Annotated in this window: 24 protein-coding genes and 2 tRNA genes; 8 read left to right on the top strand and 18 right to left on the bottom strand. The window is 63.5% G+C overall.

Going from position 1 to position 24,061, the window contains the following annotated elements:
• Positions 1 to 78 precede the first annotated feature (78 nt).
• The gene (tssH, locus tag FJ980_RS06640) at positions 79 to 2,916 is read left to right on the top strand and encodes a type VI secretion system ATPase TssH (protein ID WP_140542128.1); all 2,838 of its coding nucleotides are present in this window, start codon (positions 79 to 81) and stop codon (positions 2,914 to 2,916) included.
• A gap of 82 nt (positions 2,917 to 2,998) precedes the next feature.
• On the opposite strand, the gene FJ980_RS06635 is transcribed toward tssH, so the two are convergent.
• The 6 genes from FJ980_RS06635 to FJ980_RS06610 all read right to left on the bottom strand — a co-directional run bounded on the left by FJ980_RS06635 (position 2,999) and on the right by FJ980_RS06610 (position 9,468).
• The gene (locus FJ980_RS06635) at positions 2,999 to 3,736 is read right to left on the bottom strand and encodes a ribonuclease activity regulator RraA (protein ID WP_140542127.1); all 738 of its coding nucleotides are present in this window, start codon (positions 3,734 to 3,736) and stop codon (positions 2,999 to 3,001) included.
• Positions 3,737 to 3,759: 23 nt separating this feature from the next.
• Positions 3,760 to 4,923, bottom strand: a complete 1,164-nt coding sequence (locus tag FJ980_RS06630) for a mandelate racemase/muconate lactonizing enzyme family protein (RefSeq protein ID WP_140542126.1) — start codon at positions 4,921 to 4,923, stop codon at positions 3,760 to 3,762.
• Positions 4,924 to 4,952: 29 nt separating this feature from the next.
• The gene (locus FJ980_RS06625) at positions 4,953 to 6,050 is read right to left on the bottom strand and encodes an ABC transporter ATP-binding protein (RefSeq protein WP_140542125.1); all 1,098 of its coding nucleotides are present in this window, start codon (positions 6,048 to 6,050) and stop codon (positions 4,953 to 4,955) included.
• A gap of 12 nt (positions 6,051 to 6,062) precedes the next feature.
• Complete coding sequence (locus tag FJ980_RS06620) at positions 6,063 to 6,953, bottom strand: carbohydrate ABC transporter permease (protein WP_140542124.1); 891 nt, start codon at positions 6,951 to 6,953, stop codon at positions 6,063 to 6,065.
• On the bottom strand, positions 6,950 to 7,909 hold the full coding sequence (locus FJ980_RS06615) for a sugar ABC transporter permease (protein WP_140542123.1): 960 nt from the start codon (positions 7,907 to 7,909) through the stop codon (positions 6,950 to 6,952). Before FJ980_RS06615 ends, FJ980_RS06620 begins: the two co-directional genes overlap by 4 nt.
• Before the next feature lie 77 nt (positions 7,910 to 7,986).
• Positions 7,987 to 9,468 carry a sugar ABC transporter substrate-binding protein gene (locus tag FJ980_RS06610; RefSeq protein WP_140542122.1) on the bottom strand — a complete coding sequence of 494 codons (1,482 nt, stop codon included), beginning with the start codon at positions 9,466 to 9,468 and terminating at the stop codon, positions 7,987 to 7,989.
• Positions 9,469 to 9,687: 219 nt separating this feature from the next.
• Here FJ980_RS06610 and FJ980_RS06605 point away from each other — a divergent pair, with 219 nt between their 5' ends.
• The 5 genes from FJ980_RS06605 to FJ980_RS06585 all read left to right on the top strand — a co-directional run bounded on the left by FJ980_RS06605 (position 9,688) and on the right by FJ980_RS06585 (position 14,667).
• The gene (locus tag FJ980_RS06605; protein ID WP_140542121.1) at positions 9,688 to 10,398 is read left to right on the top strand and encodes a GntR family transcriptional regulator; all 711 of its coding nucleotides are present in this window, start codon (positions 9,688 to 9,690) and stop codon (positions 10,396 to 10,398) included.
• A gap of 46 nt (positions 10,399 to 10,444) precedes the next feature.
• A complete protein-coding gene (locus tag FJ980_RS06600; protein ID WP_140542163.1) occupies positions 10,445 to 11,611 on the top strand; it encodes a mandelate racemase/muconate lactonizing enzyme family protein in 1,167 nt (388 codons plus the stop codon).
• 59 nt (positions 11,612 to 11,670) lie between these two features.
• Positions 11,671 to 13,029: a mandelate racemase/muconate lactonizing enzyme family protein gene (locus tag FJ980_RS06595; RefSeq protein ID WP_140542120.1), complete on the top strand. Its 1,359-nt coding sequence runs from the start codon at positions 11,671 to 11,673 to the stop codon at positions 13,027 to 13,029.
• A gap of 102 nt (positions 13,030 to 13,131) precedes the next feature.
• Positions 13,132 to 13,458, top strand: a complete 327-nt coding sequence (locus FJ980_RS06590) for an NIPSNAP family protein (protein ID WP_140542119.1) — start codon at positions 13,132 to 13,134, stop codon at positions 13,456 to 13,458.
• A gap of 9 nt (positions 13,459 to 13,467) precedes the next feature.
• Entirely contained in the window at positions 13,468 to 14,667 is a 1,200-nt protein-coding gene (locus tag FJ980_RS06585) for a mandelate racemase/muconate lactonizing enzyme family protein (protein WP_140542118.1), read from the top strand.
• 44 nt (positions 14,668 to 14,711) lie between these two features.
• Here the strand turns inward: FJ980_RS06585 and FJ980_RS06580 are convergent.
• From FJ980_RS06580 to FJ980_RS06530, 10 genes are all read right to left on the bottom strand, one after another.
• Positions 14,712 to 14,787: transfer RNA gene (locus tag FJ980_RS06580), tRNA-Phe, on the bottom strand.
• A gap of 165 nt (positions 14,788 to 14,952) precedes the next feature.
• Positions 14,953 to 15,174, bottom strand: coding sequence for a DNA gyrase inhibitor YacG (gene yacG, locus FJ980_RS06575; protein WP_095765709.1), 222 nt, complete (start codon positions 15,172 to 15,174; stop codon positions 14,953 to 14,955).
• Positions 15,175 to 15,187: 13 nt separating this feature from the next.
• A complete protein-coding gene (locus FJ980_RS06570) occupies positions 15,188 to 15,814 on the bottom strand; it encodes a Maf-like protein (protein WP_140542117.1) in 627 nt (208 codons plus the stop codon).
• A gap of 128 nt (positions 15,815 to 15,942) precedes the next feature.
• Positions 15,943 to 16,161: a translation initiation factor IF-1 gene (infA, locus tag FJ980_RS06565; protein WP_006200926.1), complete on the bottom strand. Its 219-nt coding sequence runs from the start codon at positions 16,159 to 16,161 to the stop codon at positions 15,943 to 15,945.
• A gap of 167 nt (positions 16,162 to 16,328) precedes the next feature.
• On the bottom strand, positions 16,329 to 16,808 hold the full coding sequence (locus FJ980_RS06560) for a low molecular weight phosphatase family protein (protein WP_281406320.1): 480 nt from the start codon (positions 16,806 to 16,808) through the stop codon (positions 16,329 to 16,331).
• Positions 16,809 to 16,908: 100 nt separating this feature from the next.
• Positions 16,909 to 17,394 (bottom strand): UPF0262 family protein, encoded by a 486-nt coding sequence (locus tag FJ980_RS06555; protein ID WP_140542116.1) that lies wholly within the window; start codon positions 17,392 to 17,394, stop codon positions 16,909 to 16,911.
• Between the two features lie 2 nt (positions 17,395 to 17,396).
• Complete coding sequence (gene hisD / locus FJ980_RS06550) at positions 17,397 to 18,689, bottom strand: histidinol dehydrogenase (protein ID WP_140542115.1); 1,293 nt, start codon at positions 18,687 to 18,689, stop codon at positions 17,397 to 17,399.
• A 6-nt stretch (positions 18,690 to 18,695) separates the two neighbouring features.
• Positions 18,696 to 19,130 (bottom strand): DUF2948 family protein, encoded by a 435-nt coding sequence (locus tag FJ980_RS06545; RefSeq protein ID WP_140542114.1) that lies wholly within the window; start codon positions 19,128 to 19,130, stop codon positions 18,696 to 18,698.
• A gap of 348 nt (positions 19,131 to 19,478) precedes the next feature.
• The gene (murA, locus tag FJ980_RS06535) at positions 19,479 to 20,771 is read right to left on the bottom strand and encodes a UDP-N-acetylglucosamine 1-carboxyvinyltransferase (protein WP_140542113.1); all 1,293 of its coding nucleotides are present in this window, start codon (positions 20,769 to 20,771) and stop codon (positions 19,479 to 19,481) included.
• 141 nt (positions 20,772 to 20,912) lie between these two features.
• The gene (locus FJ980_RS06530; RefSeq protein ID WP_140542112.1) at positions 20,913 to 21,161 is read right to left on the bottom strand and encodes a hypothetical protein; all 249 of its coding nucleotides are present in this window, start codon (positions 21,159 to 21,161) and stop codon (positions 20,913 to 20,915) included.
• Between the two features lie 224 nt (positions 21,162 to 21,385).
• Between FJ980_RS06530 and FJ980_RS06525 the strand changes: the two genes are divergently transcribed.
• Positions 21,386 to 21,460, top strand: a tRNA-Thr gene (locus tag FJ980_RS06525).
• 45 nt (positions 21,461 to 21,505) lie between these two features.
• Here the strand turns inward: FJ980_RS06525 and FJ980_RS06520 are convergent.
• The gene (locus tag FJ980_RS06520) at positions 21,506 to 22,252 is read right to left on the bottom strand and encodes a GGDEF domain-containing protein (RefSeq protein WP_246676329.1); all 747 of its coding nucleotides are present in this window, start codon (positions 22,250 to 22,252) and stop codon (positions 21,506 to 21,508) included.
• 252 nt (positions 22,253 to 22,504) lie between these two features.
• The gene (locus tag FJ980_RS06515) at positions 22,505 to 23,137 is read right to left on the bottom strand and encodes a thermonuclease family protein (protein WP_246676328.1); all 633 of its coding nucleotides are present in this window, start codon (positions 23,135 to 23,137) and stop codon (positions 22,505 to 22,507) included.
• A 379-nt stretch (positions 23,138 to 23,516) separates the two neighbouring features.
• Between FJ980_RS06515 and FJ980_RS06510 the strand changes: the two genes are divergently transcribed.
• Positions 23,517 to 24,053: a hypothetical protein gene (locus FJ980_RS06510; RefSeq protein ID WP_140542110.1), complete on the top strand. Its 537-nt coding sequence runs from the start codon at positions 23,517 to 23,519 to the stop codon at positions 24,051 to 24,053.
• Positions 24,054 to 24,061: the final 8 nt, after the last annotated feature.

Raw genomic sequence — 24,061 nt, 5'->3', positions numbered from 1 at the left:
ACCTTATCCGGCATGCGGCTTTGTCAAGCAGCCGCTTATATGGCAGGGTACGGTCGGCAGGTTGCGGGAGCAGGTTCGATGGAACAGCGCCGGTCATCGCAGAGCTTCAAGCGTAAGGAACTGGTCGCCAAGCTGAACGCCACCGGGGTGCGCGCCTTCAAGGCCGCGGCCGACACGGCCAAGCTGCGCGGCAATCCTTATGTCGAGCTTGTCCATTTCATCCAGCAACTGGTGCTGTCAGAGCGCTCGGATGTACAGATGATCGTCGCCGACGCCGGACTCGATGCCAGCCGGCTGACGGCCGACATGACCCGTGCCATCGACAAGCTGCCCTACGGCGCCACCTCGGTGGAGGAATTTTCCGACCACATCTTCCACGCCATCCAGGAAGGATGGAATCTTGCGACGCTGGAGTTCGGCGTCGAGGAAGTGCGCAGCGCCCATATCCTGCTTGCCTGCCTGAAGACGCCGGTGCTGGAGGGCCTGGTCTCCAAGATCAGCGCCGAATTCGACAAGATCGACGCCGATGGGGTCATCTCCCGCTTCGCCGATGTCACCGAAGGCTCGCTCGAGGCCGGCTCACCGCCCGCCGAGCGCGCTGCCGAGACACCGATGAAGCGCGGTCCGGGTGGGGATTCGGCGCTGGCGAAATATGCCACCGACCTCACCCAGCGCGCCCGCGACGGCAAGATCGACCCTGTCGTCGGCCGCGACCCGGAAATCAGGCAGATCGTCGATATCCTGATGCGCCGTCGGCAAAACAACCCGATCCTGACTGGCGAGGCCGGCGTCGGCAAGACCGCGGTCGTCGAGGGTTTTGCGCTGCGCATCGCCCAGGGCGACGTGCCGCCGACACTGCAGAATGTCAGCGTGCGCATGCTCGATGTCGGGCTGATGCAGGCCGGCGCCAGCGTCAAGGGCGAATTCGAGAAGCGGCTGAAGGCGGTCATCGACGAGGTCCAGGCCTCAGAGGTGCCGATCATCCTGTTCATCGACGAGGCGCATACGCTGATCGGCGCTGGCGGCGCGGCCGGGACCGGCGATGCCGCCAATCTCTTGAAACCGGCATTGGCGCGCGGCGAGCTTCGCACCATCGCGGCCACGACCTGGGCTGAGTACAAGCAGCATATCGAGAAGGACCCGGCGCTCACCCGCCGTTTCCAGGTGGTCAAGATCGACGAGCCGTCGGAAGCGGTGGCCGTGCTGATGCTGCGCGGCGTCGCCGGCGTGCTGGAGCAGCACCACAAGGTGCAGATCCTGGACGAGGCGATCGAGGCGGCGGTCTCGCTGTCGCACCGCTACATCCCGGCTAGGCAATTGCCGGACAAGGCGGTCAGCCTGCTCGATACCGCCTGCGCGCGCGTCGCGGTTTCGCAGCATGCGACGCCGGCCGAGGTCGAGGACATCCTGCGCCGCCGCCAGGCGCTGGAGGTCGAGAGCGGCATCATCGGCCGCGAGGCCGCGATCGGCATCGACGTCGCCGACCGGCAGGCCCGTGTCGACGCCGGGCTGGCGGAAACCGCGACCGCTTTGGCCGCTGCCCAGGCGCGCTGGGACCGGGAAAAGGCCTTGGTGGCCGAGATACTCGACCTGCGCGCAAAATTGCGCGGCGAGGGCGTGCCGCTCGATGCGGCGCCGGACGAAGGGGCCGCTGCGGAGGCAGAGAGCGCGGAGGGCGCGGCGAAGGCGCCAGAGCAAAGGGCTCCCGAGAGCAAGATCGGCGAGAGCAAGATTGGCGACGGCAAGGCTGCCGAGACCAAGAAGGCCGAGGCCACGAACGCCAAGGCTGCGAAGGCCGAAGCGGTGTCCGCCGAGCCGGCGGACGAAGCCGCTGCCAATCTGGCGCGGCTGCGCGAACTGATGGCCGAGCTTGCCGCGGCGCAGGGGGAGACACCGCTCATCCTGCCCTCGGTTGACCGCAATGCGGTCGCCGCCGTGGTACAGGACTGGACCGGCATCCCGACCGGACGCATGCTGTCCAGCCAGACAGAAAAGGCGCTCAGGCTCGTCGCGACCCTGTCCGAGCGCGTGGTCGGTCAGGATCACGCGATGGAGATGATCGCCAGGCGCGTGCAGACCAGCCGCGCCGGCCTCGGCGCCCCGGAAAAACCGGTCGGCGTGTTCCTGCTTTGCGGCCCCTCCGGCGTCGGCAAGACCGAGACCGCGCTGGCGCTTGCCGAGACGCTTTACGGCGGCGAGCAGAACCTGATCTCGATCAACATGTCGGAGTTCCAGGAAGCGCACACCGTCTCGACGCTCAAGGGCGCGCCGCCCGGCTATGTCGGCTACGGCAAGGGCGGCATCCTGACTGAGGCGGTGCGCAGGAAACCCTATTCGGTGATCCTGCTCGACGAGGTCGAGAAGGCGCATCCCGACGTGCACGAGATATTCTTCCAGGTCTTCGACAAGGGCATGATGGACGACAGCGAAGGCCGCCGCATCGACTTCAAGAACACGCTGATCCTGCTCACCTCGAATGTCGGATCCGACGTCATCATGGATCGCACCAGGAACGGCACGGTGCGCACCGGCATCGACGATCTCGATACCGCGCTGCGCGCCCCGCTGCTGAAGGTCTTCCCGGCCGCCTTCCTCGGTCGCGTCGTCACGATACCCTATTACCCGTTGTCGGATTCCATGATCGAGGCGATCGCCCGTCACCAGTTCGGCAAGATCGCCAAGCGCCTCAAGGACACCAATGACGCCGAGCTCGTGATCGGCGACGGCGTCATGGACTTGGTCAAGGCGCGCTGCACGGAGATCGAGTCCGGCGGCCGCATGATCGACGCCATCCTCACCAACACGCTGCTGCCTGAACTCAGCCGCGGCGTCCTCAACCGCTCGCTCGAGGGCAAGAAGATGGCGAAAGTCATCGTCGGCGCGTCGCCGGAAGGATTTACCTACTCGTTCGAATAGGCCTTCATGGCGAGGGAAGCCGCCTTTGCGCGACCGGATGGTCGATGCCTCGTGCCGCCGGGCTGGGAGCGCGCTTGCCAACTCAAAGGCGTCTTGTCCTGCGCCACTCCTCATACTCTGTGCGGGCATCGTCGTGCAGCGGATAGTATCGTTGCAAGGGAGCGCCCTGCATCAGCTTCTCGCGTGAAAACTCTTCCCAATCGTGATGCTTCTGTGCCTCTTCGATGACCTTGGCGGCCATTGCGACGGGAACCACCACCGCGCCGTCATCGTCGGCGACGATGATGTCGCCGGGGATCACCGTGACGCCGCCGCAGGCAATCGGAACATTGACCGCGTTGGGATAGATGCTGGTCTGCACATGATAGTTTGGCGTCCAGCCGCGCAGCCACAGGGGCAGATCGAGCTTTTCGACATTGGGCCGGTCGCGCATGCATCCATCGATGACGATGCCGGCGCCGCCTCTGCCCTTGAAATAGGTCGACATCATATCGCCGAAGACGCCCGAGCTCATATCGCCGCGGGCGTCGACCACGACCACGTCGCCCTCCTGCGCATGGTAGAGCACGTGCCGGTGCAGTTGCGTCTCCGGATCGGTATATTCTCCCTCGTCGAACAGGTCCGGCCGCTGCGGCAGGAATTGCAGCGTCAACGCCGGTCCGACGATCGACTTGCCATGGTTCTGTGCCACCGGGCCGACCATGTGCGGACTGCGGAAGCCCATATGGCCAAGCGTGCCGGCAACCGTCGCGGCGCCGATCTCCTTCAGCGCGTCGATCACGTCCTTGGGCGGACGCGTGATGTCGGGAATATGCGTCATTGTCGAACTCCGGTGTGAAAGAATTACCAGTTGGTGACGGAACCGTCGCGGCGCTTGAGATGAGGCGCTTCCCAGAAGCGGAAACTCTGCGCCTTGATCGCCTCCTCGTTGACCTCGACGCCGAGCCCCGGCAGATCGCCCACCGGGTAATCGGTCCCGTCGAGCCGCGGCTGCACAGGGAAGAAGTCGGAGTTATCGAAGCCCAGCTTTCGTTCAGGCGCCCTGGTTTCGAGCCAGGCGAAATTGGGCACCGCGGCGGCCAGATGCACGGTCGCGGCGGTGCACACCGGACCGAGCGGGTTGTGCGGCATCAGGTCCACATAATGCGCTTCGCTCCAGCCGGCTACCTTCATCGCCTCGGTGAGCCCGCCGACATTGCAGACATCGAGCCGGTTGAATTGGTGGATGCCGCGCTCGATATAGGGCAGGAACTGCCACTTGCTGGCAAATTCCTCGCCGATGGCAAAGGGGATGTCGGTCATCCTGCGCAGGGACTCGTAGGCCTCCGGCGTCTCGTCGCGTATCGGCTCCTCGAGGAAATCGAGCACGCCGCGGCCGAGCTTGTTGCAGAAGCTCGCGGCCTCCGCCACCGACAGCCGATGATGATAGTCGATGCCGAGCACCACGTCCTCGCCCAGCGCCGCGCGCGCCTTGTTCAGCATGCTCGCCGTAGCGCCGATCGACTCGCGCGGCTCGAAGATGTCCTTGCTGCTTTGGCCGGAGGGAAAGAAGCGGATCGCCTGCCATCCCTGCGCGCGCAACTCATGGGCGCGTTCGATGGCAGCATCGCCCTCGGCCTCGTCTCCGGTCGAGGCGAAGGTGGGGATGCGGTCGCGCTGCTTGCCGCCGAGCAGTTCGTAGACCGGCACTCCCAGCGCCTTGCCCTTGATGTCGTGAAGGGCGATGTCGATGGCGGAAATCGCCGCCTGCAGAACCCGCCCGCCCTCGAAATACTGGCAGCGATAAAGCTCCTGCCAGATCCGGCCGATCTGCATGGCGTCGCGGCCGACGAGGAACTCGCGATAATGCTCGACGGCGCCGGCCACGGCCTTCTCGCGGCCGCTCAAGCCGCTCTCGCCCCAGCCGAAGATGCCCTGGTCGGTCTCGACCTTGACAAGCATCTGGTTGCGCGTTCCCACCCACACTGGGTAGGGCTTGATCGCGGTGATCTTAAGTTTCGTCGTCATTCGCGCCACGTCCACACGCATCCACCGCGTCAATCGGCCCTGAGGGCCATTTCGGTTTCGCTGTCGAACAGATGCATCCGCTCCTGGTCGAACTCGAGCCAGATCCGCTCGTCGGGCGCGACGGCAATGCTCGGCGGCACGCTGACATTGACGATGGCGCCGGACAGGAACGCCTGAACGAAAGTCACGTCGCCGGTCGGCTCCACCGTGTAGGCCTTGGCCGGAACGCTGCCCGGCACCGCACTCTTGTGCAGCTTGATCGTCGAATGTCGCGCGCCGAGCACGACTTTCCGGGTCGTTGCTGTCGCGACCTTCCGGGCATTGGGCGGCGACAGTTCAAGGCTCCAGCCCTCCGCGCTGGTCAACACCGTGCCGCCGTTCGCCGTCGATGCCTCGAGCGGAATAAGGCTCATTGCCGGGCTGCCCACGAAGCTTGCGACGAACATGTTCACGGGATGGGCGAAAACCTGCGCCGGCGAATCATATTGCTGCAGATAGCCGCCGTTCATCACCGCCATCCTGTCCGCCATAGTCACGGCCTCGAGCTGGTCGTGCGTCACATAGATGATCGTCGCCTTCAGGTCCTGGTGGAACCGCTTTATCTCGGACCGCATCTGAACGCGCAGTTTTGCGTCGAGATTGGAGAGCGGCTCGTCCATCAGGAACACAGCGGGATCTCGAACGAGGGCGCGGCCCAGGGCCACGCGCTGCTGCTGACCACCCGAAAGCTCGCGCGGCTTGCGCTCGAGCAACTGCGTCATATCGAGCACGCGCGCCGCTTCCCTGACCTTCTTGTCGATCTCGTCCCTGGGCAGCCTGCGCATCTGCAGCGGGAAGGCCAGGTTCTTGTAGACCGATTTCTGCGGGTAGAGCGCATAGTTCTGGAACACCATCGCGATGTCCCGGTCCTTGGGATCGAGGCCGTTGACCACGCGGTCCCCGATGACGATGTCGCCCGATGTTGCCGAGGTCAGACCTGCTACGAGATTAAGCGTGGTTGTCTTGCCGCAGCCTGAAGGGCCGACGAGAGCGACGAACTCCCCGTCGTTGACCGTCAGCGAGACGTCGTTGACAGCTTTGAAGCCGCCATAGGTCTTGACGAGATCTTTGAGGACCACGTGGGCCATCGGCAGCGACTCCTAGTGCTTGACCGCGCCTTCCGTCAGGGCGCGTACGAAGTATCGTTGCAAGACGAGAAACAGCACGACGACGGGCACGCTCATTATGAAGCTTGCCGCCATCAGGCCCGGGAAGTCCGTCGTATTTTCCGAGAAGAAGCGCTGGATGCCGACCGGCAGGGTCAACTGTTCGTTCTTGGAGAGGAAGGTGTAGGCGTAGATGTACTCGTTCCAGGCGCCGATGAAGGAATAGATCGCGGTGGCGATGATCCCCGGCGTCGAGAGCGGCATCACGATCAGGATGAATGCCTGGAAACGTGTAGCGCCGTCGATGCGCGCCGCCTGCTCGAGCTGCACCGGGATGTTGTCGTAGAAGCCCTTGAGCAGCCAGATCGCCAGCGGCAGGCCGAAGGTCAGATAGGTGAGGATGAGCGATCCATGCGTGTTCACCAGCCCGAGCGCGCGCATCAGGATGAACAGCGGCACGAGAAAGATCACCGCCGGGAACATATTTCGGAGCAGCACTGCGAAGAACAGGAAGTTCCGGCCCGGGAAGGTGAAGCGCGAAAACGCGTAGGCCGCGGGAACCGCCACGATCACCGAAAGGATGGTCGTGGCACTGGAAACGTAAAGGCTGTTCCAGAAGAAGCGCAGGAAATCCTGGCCGACGCTGTTCTGCGGATCGAGCAGCTTTTGGTAGCTGGCAAGAGTGGGCTGGTCCGGCCACCATTGCGGCGGAAATTGCATCGCCGCGAAGCCGGACTTGATCGAGGTCAGCAGCATCCAGATCATCGGCAAGGCGGTGTAAAGCAGCATGAACACCAGGAATATGCGGCCGCCCCACCGCCATCCGTCGATTCGCATGCGGCGACGGGCCCGGTCTCGAGGGGCCGTCTCGGCAATCGTGCTCATGCGCTCCCGTCCTTCCGCTCGTTGCCGCTCAGCGCACGGACATAGAAATAGCCGAGTGTCATCAGGATGAAGAACAGCAGCACCGAATAGGCCGACGCCACGCCCCAGCGCTGCCGGCCGAAGGCAAGCTCATAGATGTGGGTGATCCAGATATGCGACGCGTTGGACGGCCCGCCGCCGGTCATGATCCATGGGATGATGAAGGAGTTGAAGTTGGCTACCGCGAGCAGCAGGATCGTCACCGTCGAGACGTTTCTCAAATGCGGGAAGGTGACGTGCCAAAAGCGTTGCCATGCATTGGCACCGTCGACCGTCGCGGCGCGCAGCAACTGGTCGGGAACCGTCTGCAGGCCGGCCATCATCATGATCATGGCAAACGGAAACTCGCGCCAGATATTGACGACGATCAGGGAGGGCAGCACCGTGCTGACATTATCGATGAAATTCGGCGGCCCTCCGGCCAATCCGAGGCCAACCAGAACCGCGCCTATGACCCCGAAATCCGAATGGTAGATCCACTTCCAGATATAGGAAGCGGCGACCGCGCTGATGACCCAGGGAATGATCAGGATGGCGCGCAGGATACCGCGGCCGACAAAGTCACGGTGGAGCGCCAGCGCGGCGCAAAAGCCAAGGACGAAGGAAATGAAAGTGGAGGCCGCTGTCCAGATAAGCGTGTTCCAGGTGACCTTCCAGAACACCTCGCTTGTGAGGATGGCCGTGTAGTTGTTGATGCCGACGAAGATCTTGTCGCGAAGCTGCAGGCCGGGCGGGGTGTTGAAGAAGGACAGCTCGATTGTGTAGTAGATCGGATAGGCGATGACGATGAGCATCACGGCGATCGCGGGAAGCACATACGCGTAGTCGGCGCGATGCTCCCAGATACTGCGGAGCAAGCCGGACCCGGCGGGTTGCAATCTGCGGCGAGCCTCGGCCTTGCCGGTCGCGATCGTCACTGTAGCGCGCCCTTGTTCTTGGGGAAGTATCGGCTGCGCTCGCGGCGCAGCCGATCGGATCGTCGGTCAGGCCCGGATTAGAGCCCGCCTCCCATCAGGTCTTTCACCTTCTTGGCCGCGTCGTCCGCCGCCTGGTCGACGGTCATCGCTCCGGTCAGGGCATTCTGCAGCATGTCCGGGACGATGATGTTCATGATTTCGGGCGACTGCGGCAGCGCCGGGAACGGGATGCCGTATGGCAGCATCGAGGTCGTGACGTCGAGGAACTTGATGTTATCCAGGCGTTCCTTCATCCATTTGGTCTTGAAGCCGTTGAGGTTGCCCGGGTTCGATCCGGCATAGGCCATCTTCAGCGACCATTCCGGGCTCGTCCACATGCAGATGATGGCCTTTGCGGCCGGCTCGTCCACCTTGCCCCCTTCGACATATTCGGGCTTCAGGATGTGGATGTTCGAGCCGCCGAACACGACGGCGCGCTTGCCGTCGGGGCCGGTCGGAATCAGGCCGTAGCGCATGTTGTCGATGACGGTCTGTGCCTTGTCCTTGTCGGTGCCCGTCGCCTTCTTCTGCAGGTCGAGCATGACGTTGTAGTCGGACGGATGCGAGATCATCATGCCGAGCTGGCCAGCGAGAAACAGGGGCTGGTTGTCGGCCTGCTGGTTGGTGAGCGCCGAGACCGGAACCGATTTGTCGCGAACATACATGTCGTAGGAGGCTTGCAGCGCCGCCTTGCTCTGCGGGCTGTCGAGCTCGATCTGCTTGTAGGTGGGGTTGGCGGTGGCCTCGTCGAAGACGCCGCCGCCATAGGCCCACAACTGCGGCATGAAGCGGTAAGGCGTGTTGCCGGCATTCTTGCGCGCCACCAGGCCGTAACCGGCAATGCCGAGCTTGTCGTGGATCTGCTTGGAATATTTGACGACATCGTCCCAGGTTGCCGGGGGCTTGTTCGGATCGAGGCCCGCGCGCTTGAAGATGTCGGCGTTCCAGATGAACGCCATCGTCTCGTTGTTGGTCGGAATGCCGTAGGTCACGCCGTCCCAGGTGACGGCCTTCATGGCGCCGGGCCAGAAGTCCTCGGTCGAATACCCCACATCCTCAGGCTTGAGCGGCTGCAGATAGCCCTTCGAGGCGAACTCGGTGCCGCCCAGGATTTGCAGGCGGACCGCCATCGGCGCTGCGTTGCCGAGCAGCGCCGTGCGGAACTTGTCGAGAAGGTCGTTATAGGTGAGTGCTTGTTCCTCGAGCTGGATGTTCGGATAGGTCTTGCGGAAGGTTGCGAAGAAATCCTTGTAGTATTGGCGCAAAAGGTCCGGATCGCCCTCGAACACGCCCTGATACCAGAAGGTCAGTCGCCCCTTGTAGTCGAGCGGGGTGACCTTGGCGCAATCGCCCGCAGTATCAAAATCCTGCGTGCCCGCAATGGAGCGCACATATTCCGGCGACCACTTGCTCAGGTCGACCGGCGGCGCGCCCAGCGCCGGCGCGGCCATCAACGATGCCATTAACGCAGTGGAGACAGTGCCGCGCAGGACGGCACCGCCGAGCGTAATCCTCGTCATAGGTATCCTCCAGGTTTCTCTCCCGTGCCGCTCTGCGTCGAGGCAAGCGGTCGTTGCTCGTTCGATCGCGGGATATTTGCCGGTTCTAATGTATCCCTTCGACGACTTTGTACGTTTTCAGATCACAGATTATCTGTCAACGCGAAGAATCGTACATTGTTTTATCGAAACCGAGCGTGATATAGGGCGGAGGGTGTATTCACTTGGGGGAGATGGGCCTTGGCCGAGACAAGCGATTTCAAAGCGGAGCCACCTGCGGGAATTGACCCCATCGGGGCTTCCAGCGAGGGCGCCTCGCTTTATGAACTGATCAGGGATGACATCATCGAGGGACGGCTAGCCGCCAACGAACGGCTTGTGGTCGCCGATCTCGCCCGGCGTCACGGCACCTCGACCAACCCGGTGCGCGAGGCCCTGCAATTGTTGCGCGGAGAGGGCTTTGTCATCTTCAGCCCCAATCGCGGTGCGCGCGTGCGACCCATAGATCAGGACTTTGTCCGGGATATCTACGAGATCGGCGTCCTGATCGAACCCGCCCTGACGCGATGGTTCGTGAACATGGCCACCGACGAGGACATCGCCGAGCTCGAACGTCTCCAGGGCCTGATCGAGGAGAACAATTTTGTCGACACGTTAAGGCACAGCGAGCTCGATACCGCCTTCCACACCGTGATGTATCAGCGGCATTATAACCGCCATGCGGCCGAGCTCTGGTGGAAGCATCGCGAGGTGCTGAGGGCGGTCAGCCGACGGTTCAATTTCACGCTTGCCAGACGCGCCGCGATCATCCGCGAGCACCGCGAGCTCATCGCGCTGGTTAAATCGGGAGACGCCGAGAAGGCGGCCGAACTCATTGCCCGCCATGTCGAGGGCTCCGGCCGACATGTGCTCGAACATATGCGCGCGCGCATTGCGGCTCGAGCCGGATAGCCGATCGGCAACATCATCCTGGCCACTTCAAAAAAGGGTAGTTCAGATGAAAATCACCAGCATTCGGCCATGGCTGATCAAGTCCGACGCGTCCTATTGGGGCGAGTATCTGTTCGTCGAAGTGACGACCGACGAGGGGGTCAGCGGCTGGGGGGAGATCACCACCACGACAAAGCTCGCCAACCGCGCACTGTGTACGATCCTGCGGCAGATCGGGATAGCCGTGACGGGCGAGGACCCGGCCCGTATCGAATATCTCTGGCACAAGATTTTCCGCAGCTTCACCTATATGGGCAGCCGCGGCGCCGCCGTCGAATGCGTCAGCGCCATCGACATAGCCCTCTGGGACATCCGGGGCAAAGTCCTCGGCAAGCCGATCTACGAGCTGCTGGGCGGACCGGTACGCGATGAAATCGCGCTTTATACCCATCCCAACCAAGCCAAATTCACCAGCAAGGAGGCGGTGGTCCGCGAGATTCGAGATATTGTCGAGTCCGGGCATACCGGGCTCAAGTTCGATCCTTTTCCCCATCAGGGCCCCAGCGTCGATGGCGTGGCCCGCGAAAGGCGGGACGGTTATCTCGACGGCAGCATGACCCGCAAGGACGAGCGCGAAGCCGCCGAACTGACGGCCCTGATCCGCGAAACGGCAGGCCCCGATGTCGACATCCTCATCGATGCGCATGGCCGCTTCGATGTTCCGACCGCCATTCGCCTCTGCCGCAGCCTCGAAGAGGCGGGCCAGATCGATTGGTTCGAGGAGCCCTGTCCGCCCGAGAGCCTCAATGCGCTCAAACAGGTGCGCGACAAGATCAGCGCCGCCATCTCGTGGGGCGAGCGCGGCCACACGAAGTGGGATTTCGTGCCGGTGCTCGAGAACAAGCTCGCCGACTACATCATGCCCGACGTCACCTGGACCGGCGGCATCACCGAGCTCAAGAAGATTTCTGCCCTCTGTGAAGCCTACTATGTGCCGGTTTCGCCGCATGACGCCGCCGGACCGATCAACGTGGTCGCGGGGGCGCAAGTGATGATGACCGTTCCCAACTTCTACAAGCTCGAAACCTCGGAGTGGGACCTCTCCAAATACGATCACCTCATCGACAGGCCGCTCGACGTTTCGAACGGCAGCCTCAGGTTGACGTCGAAGCCGGGTCTCGGTGTTGAGATGAATCGCGACTACCTGCAGGCCCACGAGATCGAGTTGGGCTAGCAACGACCTGTGCGGGCCGCGCGAGGGGCATAACCCATCGACGAGAACGAGGATAAGTCATGCCAAAGACGGGTGTAGCCGACGAGGCCCTCAATCGGGTGAATACGAATTCCAGGCCGTCCGAGCTCCGCATCACCGATATGCGGGTGGCCGAGATCGTCGGCGCGCCGTTCACCTCGGCGCTGCTCAAGATCTACACCAACCAGGGCATCGTCGGGCTTGGCGAGGTGCGCGACGGCGCCAGCGCCACTTATGCGCTGATGTTGAAGAGCCGGCTGCTCGGCGAAAACCCCTGCGATGTCGACCGCCTGTTCCGACGCATCAAGCAGTTCGGCGGCCACGGGCGGCAAGGCGGCGGCGTGTCGGCGGTCGAGATCGCGCTATGGGATCTCGCCGGCAAGGCCTACGGCGTGCCGATCTACCAGATGCTGGGCGGCAAGTTCCGCGATCACGTGCGCGTCTATTGCGATACCGACGCCGAGAAACCGAGCGGCACCGAGACCGGCAAGCGCCTCAAGGAACGCATGGACCGCGGGTTCACCTTCCTGAAGATGGATCTAGGCCTGATGCAGATCGCCCATATTCCGGGCACTGTGACATCGCCCGCCGGCGCGCTCGAAGGGTTTCACGCCAATCCGCGCGGCCGCGGCGGCACGATCGAGGAGCGCAAGGCCCGCAACCTCGCCTATGACGCGCAGAACGTGCGGCACCCGTTCACCGGTCTGCATTTCACCGAGAAGGGCATCGACCTTCTCGAGCGGTACATTCACGAGGTTCGCGAGGTCATCGGCTATGAGATCCCGTTGGCCATCGACCATGTCGGCCACATCTCATTGCAGGACGGCATCCGCCTGTCGCGTCGCATCGAGAAATATGTCCCTGCCTGGCTCGAGGACGTCATTCCCTGGCAGTACACCGAGCAGTACCGGCAGCTGCAGCAAGCGACTTCGGTGCCGATCTGCACCGGCGAGGACATCTACCTCAAGGAGGGCTTCGAACCTCTGCTGAAGAGCGGCGGCCTCTCCATAGTCCATCCTGATCTGCTCACCAGCGGCGGTATCCTCGAGACCAAGAAGATCGGCGACATGGCGCAGGACCACGGCGTCGCCATGGCGATCCACATGGCCGAAAGCCCGATCGCTGCGATGGCCGCTGCACATGTCGCGGCCGCGACCGAGAACTTCATGGCGCTCGAATACCATTCCGCCGATGTCGACTGGTGGGACGATATCGTCACCGGCCTGCCGACGCCGCTCGTCAAGGACGGCTTCATCACCGTTCCGGACAGACCGGGCTTGGGGATCGATGACGTCGTCGACGAGGTGATCGCGCAGCATCTGCAGCCCGGTGTCGGGGGGATATGGCAATCCACCGAGCATTGGGACAATGAATATAGCTGGGACCGGACCTGGAGTTAGCCAGACCCCCCGCCCTCATTCCCCCAGGTTCACAGGGCCAACGACCGACCATTCGTGTCGACCTCTCCCAAGGGAGAGGTGAAGAAGGAAACGGACGAAAGCATGATCTACGAACTGCGTATCTATGACTGCCTGCCGGGCAGGCTGCCGGCTTTGCTCAAGCGCTTTTCCGACCAAACGCTGGCCATCTGGGAGAGGCATGGCATCCGCCAAGCCGGGTTTTTCACCACGGCGATCGGCGAAAACAGCAATCGCCTCACCTATTTCCTCGCCTGGGATTCGCTGGCCGAGCGTGAGGTGAAATGGACGGCTTTCGTCACCGATCCGGCATGGCACAGGGCCCCGGACGAGTCTGAGCGCGACGGGCAGATCATTGCCAATATCAGCAGCCAACTGCTCACGCCGACGGCTTTCTCCTCTGTGAACTAGGACTGCGCCATGAAGATCACCGACCTGCGCTGCGCCGTCATCGGCCAGCACCCCATCGTGCGCATCGTGACCGACGAAGGTCTTTACGGCCTTGGCGAAGTCGAGTTCACCAAGACCTACCTCAAGCCCTTTGTGCTGCATTTCCGCGAGGCGCTGATCGGCGAGGACCCGACCGACGTCGAGCGGGTGATGCTGAAGATCCGCCAGCGCGGCTCCTTCAAGCCCTATGGCGCGGCGGTTAGCGCCATCGAGCATGCGCTGTGGGACATTGCCGGCAAGGCCGCGGGCGTGCCGGTCTATAAGCTGCTTGGCGGCAAGGTGCGCGACAAGGTGCGCGTCTACAACGGCTCGATCCGCCGCAAGCGCACCGGCGACCGGCCGGAGGACTACGCCGCCGACGTCAAATGGATGATGGAGCAGCCGCAGAACTTCTTCATGGTCAAGCAGGGCATCTCGTTCCACTCCAATATGAAGGACAGCGTCGAGGGCTTTCACTACGGCGTGACGCAGAAGAAGGCCGGCTATCACGGCGCCATGGATCAGGGGGTTATCAGCGAGCGCGGCTTCAACCATGTGCTCGACTGCGTGATCGCGATGAAGGAGGCGCTGGGCGACAAGGTCAGCCTGGCGCTCGACTGCGGCCCGGGCTGGATGCTGCCCGATGCCATCAGGTTCGCCCGCGCGGTCGAGAAGTACAATTTGATGTGGCTCGAGGACATGCTGACCGGCGACTATGTGCCGTGGGTCAATCCGCAGGCCTATCGGGAGCTGACCACCTCCACCTCGACGCCGATCCATACCGGCGAGCAGATCTACCTGCGGCACAATTTCAAGGAGCTGATCGAGACGCAGGCGGTGCGCGTCATCGGCCCGGATCCGGCCGATATAGGCGGTATCGCCGAGCTCAAATGGGTGGCGGAGCACGCCTACATGCATTCCATCCTGATGGCGCCGCACGGCACCGCCAACGGCCTGCTCGGCCTCGGCGCGCTGATCAATGTCTGCGCCACCTTGCCCGCTAACTACATTGCCTTCGAATATCCGAGCGCGTCCGATCCCTGGTGGGAAGACATCGTCATCGGCCTGCCGCCGCAGATCGTGAAGGACAGCATGGTGGACCTGCTGGAAGCGCCGGGGCTGGGACTCGATATCGATGCCGAGGCGGCCAGGAAATATCTCAGGGAAGAGGATGCGGGTTTCTTCGACTGAGCGTAGAGGCTTCGGCGAAGGGGAATATCGGGAGAATGAGGGGATGGTGCCCAGAGGCGGATTCGAACCACCGACACGCGGATTTTCAGTCCGCTGCTCTACCAACTGAGCTATCTGGGCCTGTGCCGGCTAACGGGATGCGCCCACCGGGTTTCACGAAGGCGCCAGGCGGCGCCCCTTGAAAGCGCGTGGGTTATAGCACGGGAATCTTGCCTGTCCAGCGCCTAGGTGTTGATTTCGTCAGGAAAGAAAAATCGCTGGAAAACGACCGGTCGCCGGCTGCGCTCACGGCTCGTCCTTGGGCGTCGGGCCCGGCTTCGGGCTGTCGTCTTCTTCCTCTTCGCCGTCGCGGCCGGGAATGACATAGGCGCCCTTCAGCCAGCGGTTGAGGTCGATGTCCTTGCAGCGCGCCGAGCAGAACGGATAATGCTCGCGCGCCGACGGTTTGCCGCATTCGGGGCAGGGCCGCTTCGGCCTCAGCGGCGTTACCTTGTCGCCCGAGCTCATGTGTAGACTATGCTCATGAGCGCGCGGCGTGCCAGTGCTGGTGCGCCTTGAAGCCTTCGCCGGAAAGCAGCGCCACGCTCTCGTAGAGCGGCAGGCCGACCACATTGGTGTAGGAGCCGACCAGCTTGACGACGAACGAGCCGGCCAGGCCCTGCACGGCGTAGCCGCCGGCCTTGCCCCGCCACTCGCCCGACGCGACATAGGCGTCGATCTCCTCGCGCGGTAGCCGCTTGAAGCGCACCCTTGTCTCCACCAGCCGCTGGCGCAGCTTGCCGCCGGGCGTGATCAGGCAGATGCCGGAATACACCCGGTGCGAGCGGCCGGAAAGCAGGCCGAGGCAATTGACGGCGTCGTCGATCGTCTCGGCCTTGGGCAGGATGCGCCGTCCGACCGCCACCACCGTGTCGGCGGCGAGGATGAAGGCAGGCGCATAGTCCTCCTCGCTCTTCAGCGAGGTCAGCGCCTTCTCGGCCTTGTCCTTGCAAAGGCGCTTGGCCAGCGAGCGCGGATGCTCGGCGCGCAGCGGCGTCTCGTCGACGTCGGCGGGCAGCACCCGGTCCGGCTCGATGCCGGCCTGCTGCAAGAGTTCGATGCGGCGCGGAGAACCAGACGCAAGTACGAGCTTCTGCAGGATGCTCATGGGAGCATGATGCCGAAAAGTGTGAAGCGGTTTTCGGACGACATCATGCTCCACTCCCTGAGTTGGAGCCGGATGATTTCAGGTCGAGCAGACCTGAAATCATCCGGCTCTGGGTCCGCGCTAGATGGTTACTTGAAGCGATAGGTGATGCGGCCCTTAGTCAGGTCGTAGGGCGTCATCTCGACCAGGACCTTGTCGCCGGTCAGCACGCGAATGCGGTTCTTGCGCATGCGGCCGGCCGTGTGGGCGATGATTTCGTGTTCGTTTTCGAGCTTCACCCGGAACATCGCATTGGGCAGCAGTTCGGTGACCACACCTGGAAACTCGAGGACTTCTTCCTTCGGCATTCGATACCTTTGCTTGGATGGCGGTTCCGGCGGCTAGAGCATGATGCCGAAAAGTGTCAAGCGGTTTTCGGGCGACATCGTGCTCTAGTTCTTTGATCCGGAGTCGGATGATTTCCGGCCGAACCGACCGGAAATCATCCGACTCCGGCCGGAATTTGCGGCGGAACCTATATGATAATCGCCCGCTTGTGAACATGCTTAATCGGCCGGGTTTTTGCCTCAGGAAGCAGAAAACGTCGGCTTATGCGCGCTTTCAGCCGCTCGCGCACATCGCGATAGGCGGCCATGATGTGCTCCCGCGTGCCGCCTGCGTCGGTCGGGTCCGGCATCGGCCAGTATTCGACCTCGACGGCGAGCGAGCGGGTGAGCTCGAGCGCCGCATGATGCGCCTCCGGCGCCAACGTTACGATCAGGTCGAAATAATCGTCCTCCATGTCCGCCAGCGTCCTGGGTTGGCGCTCGCCAAGCGACACGCCTTCTTCGGCGAGCACTGCATCGACGAACGGGTCGCGCTCGCCGGCGCGCACACCGGCCGAAGCGACGAAGGTGGTGGCGGGAAGCATGCGGCGCGCCATTTGTTCCGCGATCGGCGAGCGCACGGCGTTCATGCCGCATAGGAACAGGATCGAATGGGGCAGGGCGGCCACTAGAGCATGATCCCAAAAAGTGGGAACCGGTTTTTGGAAAAGATCATGCTCCAACAAAGAACTGGATCAGGATGGTGTTTCAACGAAACATCATCCTGATCTAGCCCCGCCAGTGCAGCACGCAGACCAGCGTGAACAGCCGGCGCGCCGTGTCGAAGTCGATCTCGATCTTGCCGGCTAGCCGGTCCATCAGCGTCTGCGAGCCTTCATTGTGCAGGCCGCGCCGGCCCATGTCGATCGCCTCGATATGGCTCGGCGTCGAGGAGCGGATGGCCTCGTAGTAGCTTTCGCAGATCAGGTAGTAGTCCTTGACGATGCGCCTCAGCGGCGTCAGCGACAGGATGTGGGTGACCACCTCGGCGCCGTCCTCGCGGCTGACGCCGAAGACCAGGCGGGACTCGGCCAGTGAAAGCTTGAGCTTGTAAGGACCCGCGCCATCATCATTGACCGGCCGAAAACGGTTCTCCTCGATGAGGTCGAAGATCGCCACGGCCCGCTCGTGCTCGACGTCGGGCGTCGAACGCCCGATCGATTCGTCGAGCTCGACGTCGATCAGCCTGTCGCGGGTCTGGTCGCGGCCGGACATCGTTACATGTTCAACCTGATCGCGACGGAGCGGGCATGGGCATCGAGCCCTTCGGCCTTGGCGAGCGCGATCGCGGCGGGCGCCAGCGCCTTGAGCTGCTCCGGCCCGAGCTTCAGGATCGAGCTGCGCTTGACGAAATCGAGCACGGACAGACCCGACGAGAAACGCGCCGACCGCGCCGTCGGCAAGACGTGGTTGGAGCCGCCGACATAATCGCCGATCACTTCCGGGGTGTGGCGGCCGATAAACACGGCGCCCGCGTTGCGCATCCTGGAAAGGAATGCCTCGGCGTCGTCGAAGGCGAGCTCGACATGCTCGGCCGCGATCCTGTCGACCAGCGGCAGCGATGCGTCGAGCGTCGGCACCAAGATCAACGCGCCGAAATCGCGCCAGCTCGCCCCGGCCGTCTCGCCGCGCGGCAGCACCTTGAGCTGGTGCTCGACCGCCTGCTCGACCGCCTTGCCGAATTCCGGATCGTCGGTGATCAGGATCGATTGCGCCGAAACGTCATGCTCGGCCTGCGCCAAAAGGTCGGCCGCGATCCAGTCCGGATCGTTGTCGGCGTCGGCCACCACCAGCACTTCCGACGGCCCGGCAATCATGTCGATGCCGACCGTGCCGAACACCTGGCGCTTCGCCGCCGCGACATAGGCATTGCCTGGACCGACGATCTTGGCGACCGGCCTGATCGTCTCGGTGCCATAGGCGAGCGCTGCAACGGCCTGCGCGCCGCCGACGCGGTAGATCTCCGAAACGCCGGCAAGGTCGGCCGCCACCAGCACCAGCGGATTGATGACGCCGCCCGAGGCCGGCACGACGATGACGATGCGCTCGACGCCGGCGACCCTGGCCGGCACGGCGTTCATCAGCACCGAGCTTGGATAGCTCGCCGTGCCGCCCGGCACGTAAAGGCCGACGGCTTCGATCGCCGTCCAGCGCGAGCCGAGCTCGACGCCCGCGGCATCCGTATAGCAATCGTCCCTCGGCTTCTGTCGCTCGTGATGCGAGCGGATGCGGTCGCGCGCGAATTTGAGCGCCTCGACGGTCGCCGGATCGGCCGCTTCATAGGCCTTGGCGATGTCTTCCTTCGACACCGCGATGCCGAGCGTGTTGAGATCGGCTTTGTCGAACTTCAGCGTGTAATCGACAAGCGCCTTGTCGCCTTCGGCGCGCACGCGGGCGATGATGTCGCGCACCACGGCCTCGACATCGGCCGACACCTCGCGCTTGGTGGTGAGGAACGCCGAAAAACGCTGTTCGAAATCGGCGTCCTGCTGTCGGAGCGTTATCGCCATCGCGCTTCAGCCTCTGTGCAGGGGGCGCGAGGTGGCTTCCCAGGAGCCGCCGATATCGGCAAGCCTGGCCTCGATGCATTCGACGTCGAGCATAATGGTGCCGCCGCCCGAAAAGATCAGCTCGACGATGCCGGCCGGCTTGCTGATGGCGATGAAGCTGACCGCCAGCAGCGACAGCACCTCGGCCGGCTTGCCGCGCGCAATGCCGCTGGTCTTGGCGCCGAGCACGCGATCGAAATGCAAGACGCTCTGGCGCCGTTCATTGTGCTGGCGGAACAAGCCGGATTTCGCCTCCCAGACGAAGCGGTTCATGGTCAGCACGAAGCGCTTGGCCGCCGGCAGATATTCGAGGTCGGAGACCTTCATCACGGCGTCCTGGACATGCGCCGAGACGATGCTCAGATCCTGGTCGTCGAGCGCGATGAGCTTGAGAGCTGCCATGCGGAATGCGCACCTAAGGTTGGTTTCAGCCTTCTGTTAGGCGGTCTTTCCAGTCCGTGCAACCTCGATACGGACGCAGCAAAAGGCAATCACGTCAGCTCTGTGCTGCCCCTCATCGCCCTGCAGGGCACTTCTCCCCGTATAGTGACGGGGAGAAGTGGCGCTTTCGCCGGCGACTTCGCCAATCGCGAACGTTTCAGGAAGGGCGCCAAGGCTGCGGACAGCCCCTTCTCCCCGTTCACGGGGAGAAGATGCCGGCAGGCAGATGAGGGGCGGCGCCGATTTCGAAAATTGGCGGCACCAACACGCGAGAGGTTTATTTTGTCTCGGGCACCTGCTTCGTGCGTATCAGCCCGAAATGCGCTCGATCACCGCGCCGCAACCGGAGAGCTTCTCCTCCAGCCGCTCGAAGCCGCGGTCGAGGTGATAGACGCGGTTGACCGTGGTTTCGCCTTCGGCGGCAAGGCCGGCGATGACCAGCGACACCGAGGCGCGCAGGTCGGTCGCCATCACGGGCGCGCCCTTCAGTCTGGCGACGCCGTCGACGATCGCCGTCTGGCCGGAAAGGGTGATGTGGGCGCCCAGCCGTGCGAGCTCCTGCACATGCATGAAGCGGTTCTCGAAGATCGTTTCGGTGATGCGCGACTTGCCCTTGGCCATCGTCATCAGACCCATGAACTGCGCCTGCAGGTCGGTCGGGAAGGCGGGGAAGGGGGCGGTGGTCACGTCGACCGGCGCAATGCCTGAGCCGTTGCGCTTGACGCGGATGCCCTCATTGGTCGGCGTGATCTCGGCCCCGGTCTCGACAAGCACGTCGAGCGCGGTCTGCAACAGGTCTGGACGAGCGCCAGCGAGCATCACGTCGCCGCCGGTCATGGCCACCGCCATGGCATAGGTGCCGGTCTCGATGCGGTCGGGGATGACGCGCACGCGCGCCCCCGACAGCACCTCGACGCCGTGGATGGTGATGGTCGAGGTGCCGGCGCCGTGGATCTTGGCGCCCATGGCGATCAGGCATTCGGCGAGATTGACGATTTCCGGCTCGCAGGCGGCGTTCTCCAGCACCGTCTCGCCCTTGGCGAGCGAGGCCGCCATCATCAGCACATGGGTGGCGCCGACCGAGACCTTCGGGAACACGTAGCGATTGCCGATCAGGCGGCCGTTCTTGGTCTTGGCCATGACATAGCCATTGTCGACGTCGAGCTCGGCGCCGAGAACCTGCAGGCCCTCGAGGAACAGGTCGACCGGGCGCGTGCCGATGGCGCAGCCGCCGGGCAGCGACACCTTGGCCTCGCCCATGCGGGCAAGCAACGGCCCGATCACCCAGAAGGAAGCGCGCATCTTTGACACCAGCTCGTAGGGAGCGGTGGTGTCGACGATATTGCGGGCGGAAAAATTGATGGTGCGCGAATAGCCTTCCTGCTGCTTTTCGCGCCGGCCGTTGACGGAATAATCGACGCCGTGATTGCCGAGGATGCGGATCAGCTGCTCGACATCGGCCAGATGCGGCACGTTTTCCAGCGTCAGCGTGTCGTCGGTGAGCAGTGAGGCGATCATCAGCGGCAATGCCGCGTTCTTGGCGCCCGAGATCGGAATGGTGCCGGCAAGCTCATTGCCGCCGACAATTCTGATGCGATCCATGAGAAAACGTCCCCTCGGCCCGGAACAGGCCGCTTCAATCGGTTGAGTGTGCCCGGCTTAGACTATTGGCCGGCTTGGTTCAAGAAATAGGATTTTTCTCAAAACCGGACCGACTGTGGCCGGCCAGTATGGCTGATTTGGTCAGTCCTTGTGCATTTTTCCAGCAGCCGGCAACCCTTCCGGCCGATCGTCGGGATCGCCGACGCGCTGTTCGTCAGCGTCGCGGGCGCGCTGCTTGTGAACGTCGCCAGCGCGCTGCTTGTCAGGGTCACCAACCCGTCGCGAACGCGCCTGCATCTTGCGCTTCTGCAGATTGGCGCGCAGCGCCTCGGCCAGCCGGTCCTTGCGCTCGCCGCCGCCTTTTTTCGGTGGATTTGCCTTGTCGTCCATCGTCCATTCCTGACCGGCGGTCAGCCGGCCGCGATTCCGCAATGGCTAGCATTTTCGCGCGGCCATGTCATGAAAGCGGGCCGAGAGCCGGATTTGATCCTGTGGATCGGCCGCGCATGCCGCCCCAAACCGCATAATTGCTGGCGGGAATCACATGCGACGCTTTGGGTTTTTCTTGGCCTTGCGCTAACCGGTTCGATATGGCAGAAGCGCCGCCATCGCAGGCTGCGGTAGCTCAGTGGTAGAGCACTCCCTTGGTAAGGGAGAGGTCGAGAGTTCAATCCTCTCTCGCAGCACCAGCTTTCCGAAACATCCTGGTGGGCGTGTCGGGCGATCACGCCGGCTCAGTTGGTGACATGCGACAACCGCAGGCCGGCTTCGTCCGGGTTCTCGACCATGCCTTCCTCCGCGAAGCGGAACATGTCCCCGAAATCCAGCTCGCGCTCGAAAATGACGCCGCCGACTTTGATCGCGAGCACGTCCTTGTCGCCTTTCGGCGCGAAATAGATCTCGCCGACCGTGCCGCGAATGCGCTCGCCGACGTCCTTGGCGTCCTCTTCGCTCGCGCCCGGCAGGAAGACGCCGAACATCGAGGTTCCGATCCGGCCGATCAGATCGTCCTTGCGCACCGCGGATCGGATGGCCGATGCGATCAGCCGCAAGGCCTCGTCGCCCCATTCGAGACCGAAACGCAGGTTGATCGATGCCAGATGTTCCGGATGGATGACCAGAAAAGCGCCGGAGCGCGGGCCGGCTGGTTTCGCCGCCCTCCTGTCGACCATCGAGGTGAACACCTTGCCGTTCAGGCAGCCGGTCAGCTGATCGTAGGTGCCGGACCTCGTGAGTTCCTGCCGATAGCGGCGGATCTCCACCTGTTGCCAGCCGAGCAGGGCAAACAACGGCAGACCGATGACGATCGGCACGATGATTGCCGTAATGGCCCCGCGGCCGAATGGCGTGAGGCTGTCGCTGAAAAGCAGCAGGTAGTTCAAGCCGAGCGAAAGCGCGACGCAGGCGGCGGTGCCAAGCGCGGCCAGCCAGATAAGGTGCTGCCACGTGCGAACCGGCGCGGTCGGTGTTCTCGTGGTCAAGGGCCAATCTCCTGTTCGATGCATCGGCTTACAGGAGGTCCGTTACGATTTCGGTGTCAGGGAAGCGTACAATTTGATGCAAGTCGCCATCGTCTCCATGCCAAGGTCCGGCACACCGGCGGCCGCGGTCCACGGCTGACGACCTGCCGGTCGTCGGCCCAGTCCGGGTTTTAGAAGTGCTGAACCGCTCTGACCATTCTGCTTTCACGCAAGTGCGCGAGGGAACCGGCCACCGGTTTTCTCGCGGCAGCGCTATTGCGGCGGGCCGAAAATGCCCATCCGGGCGGTCCTCGCCACCACCTCCGCCTTGCCGTAAATGCCGCTGCGAGCGGCCATCGCCCAGCCGTTGGAAACCAGCCAGGCGCCGACATCCTGCGTGCCGAGCGCGCAGGGCGCGGCGATGGCGAAACGGTCGACGTCCGGCGGCAGGAAGCATTTCAGCGCCCGCCCGCGCAGCCAGGCGTTGAAGGCGGCCCGCGCCCGCCGGCCGCAGGGCCAGGCGGTGTCGTCGAACATGCAGGTCCTGTCGGGGCCTATGTCGACCGTCCCGCTGATGGCGACGGTGCGTCCCATGGCTTCGACGACCGCCGAGGAGGTCGCGACGGGACGGAAAAGCAGCGTCTCGCGCCAATCCTGCGGCATCGGCGTCTGCGGCCGCGGCGCAAGTCCGAGTTCGCCAAGCGGAGGACGCGGTTCGATGCGCTCGATCCCGGATGGGTCGAGCGGCGGCGGCGCAATGAGGTCCTCGGCGATCTTGCGCGCCGGCCGGCCTGGCCGCGCGTCATGGATCGGGCCATGGAAGGCCGGCTTCAGGTCGCCGGCGTCCTGAGCCGGTGTGATCGAAGTGGGCGGCAGCAGGCGGCCACCCTCGACGATCAGCACCATGCCTGCGAGCAGACCGAGACCGCCGAGAGCAATTCCAGGAAAAGTGTGAGCGGTTTTCCGTCCGGAATTGTATAAAAAACAAAGAGATAGGGCGTTTCGTCGTTTCCGTGAAACGGTGAAACGCGCTAGCGCGGACGCCAGCAGCGGGCGGCCGGACGGGCTCACCTTGTTCACGCGCGGGCCTCCGCGGGATCGTGCCGATTGCCGGCGGTGCAACCCGAGCCCGACCCGTTAGCTCCTGTCGACATGGCGCCACCCCCGACCGCTGAACCGGACCATACATTAGATGTGAGCGACATTCCTTGAAAAGCAAGGCGTTGCGTTAAGTCTCGCGCAACCAATGCGGCCTAGAATCGCCATCGGATGTCGAGGGGATGACATGATGCGCAAGCCGATACTGCTTTTTGCCTTTCCGGCCCTGGTGCTCATTCTGCTGGCGGCGGAGCGAGCGGCGGCGCTGCTTCTCGGCTTCTATCCGGCGAGCCCCGCTGCGTGGCACGCCTGGCTCGAGCTGCGGCCGTTCTCGACCATGTTCTGGCAGCAGGTGCACGCCTATCTCGGCGGATCGATGGCGCTCGATGCGGCCATTGTCGTTTTCGCGGCGGGCGCCTGCTGGATGGCCAGCCGCTCAAAATGGTCCGCCGGTTTCTTCCTCGCCAATCACGCCGCGCTGATCTTTGCCGGCAAGATGATGGCGCTGAGCAGCAACGCGGAAACGGCGAGCACCATCGCAGCCTTCACCGTACCGAACGGCTGGCGCTTTTCGCTTATGCTCGACTTCAGCTTGAAGAACAGCCTGGTGCTGTGCCTCGGTCTCGCGGCATGCGCCTACTGCCATGTCGCGTTTCTGCGCGAGGCAAAGCTGCGTGCCGAAGCCCGCGCTGTCCGCATGCTTGCGCTGCAGCGCGATCTGTAATCTGCCGG

The organism is Mesorhizobium sp. B1-1-5 (assembly GCF_006443065.1).
GTDB lineage: Bacteria > Pseudomonadota > Alphaproteobacteria > Rhizobiales > Rhizobiaceae > Mesorhizobium.
Note: the sequence above shows the minus strand (reverse complement) of the source record. Positions and strands in the feature narration are given on the sequence as shown.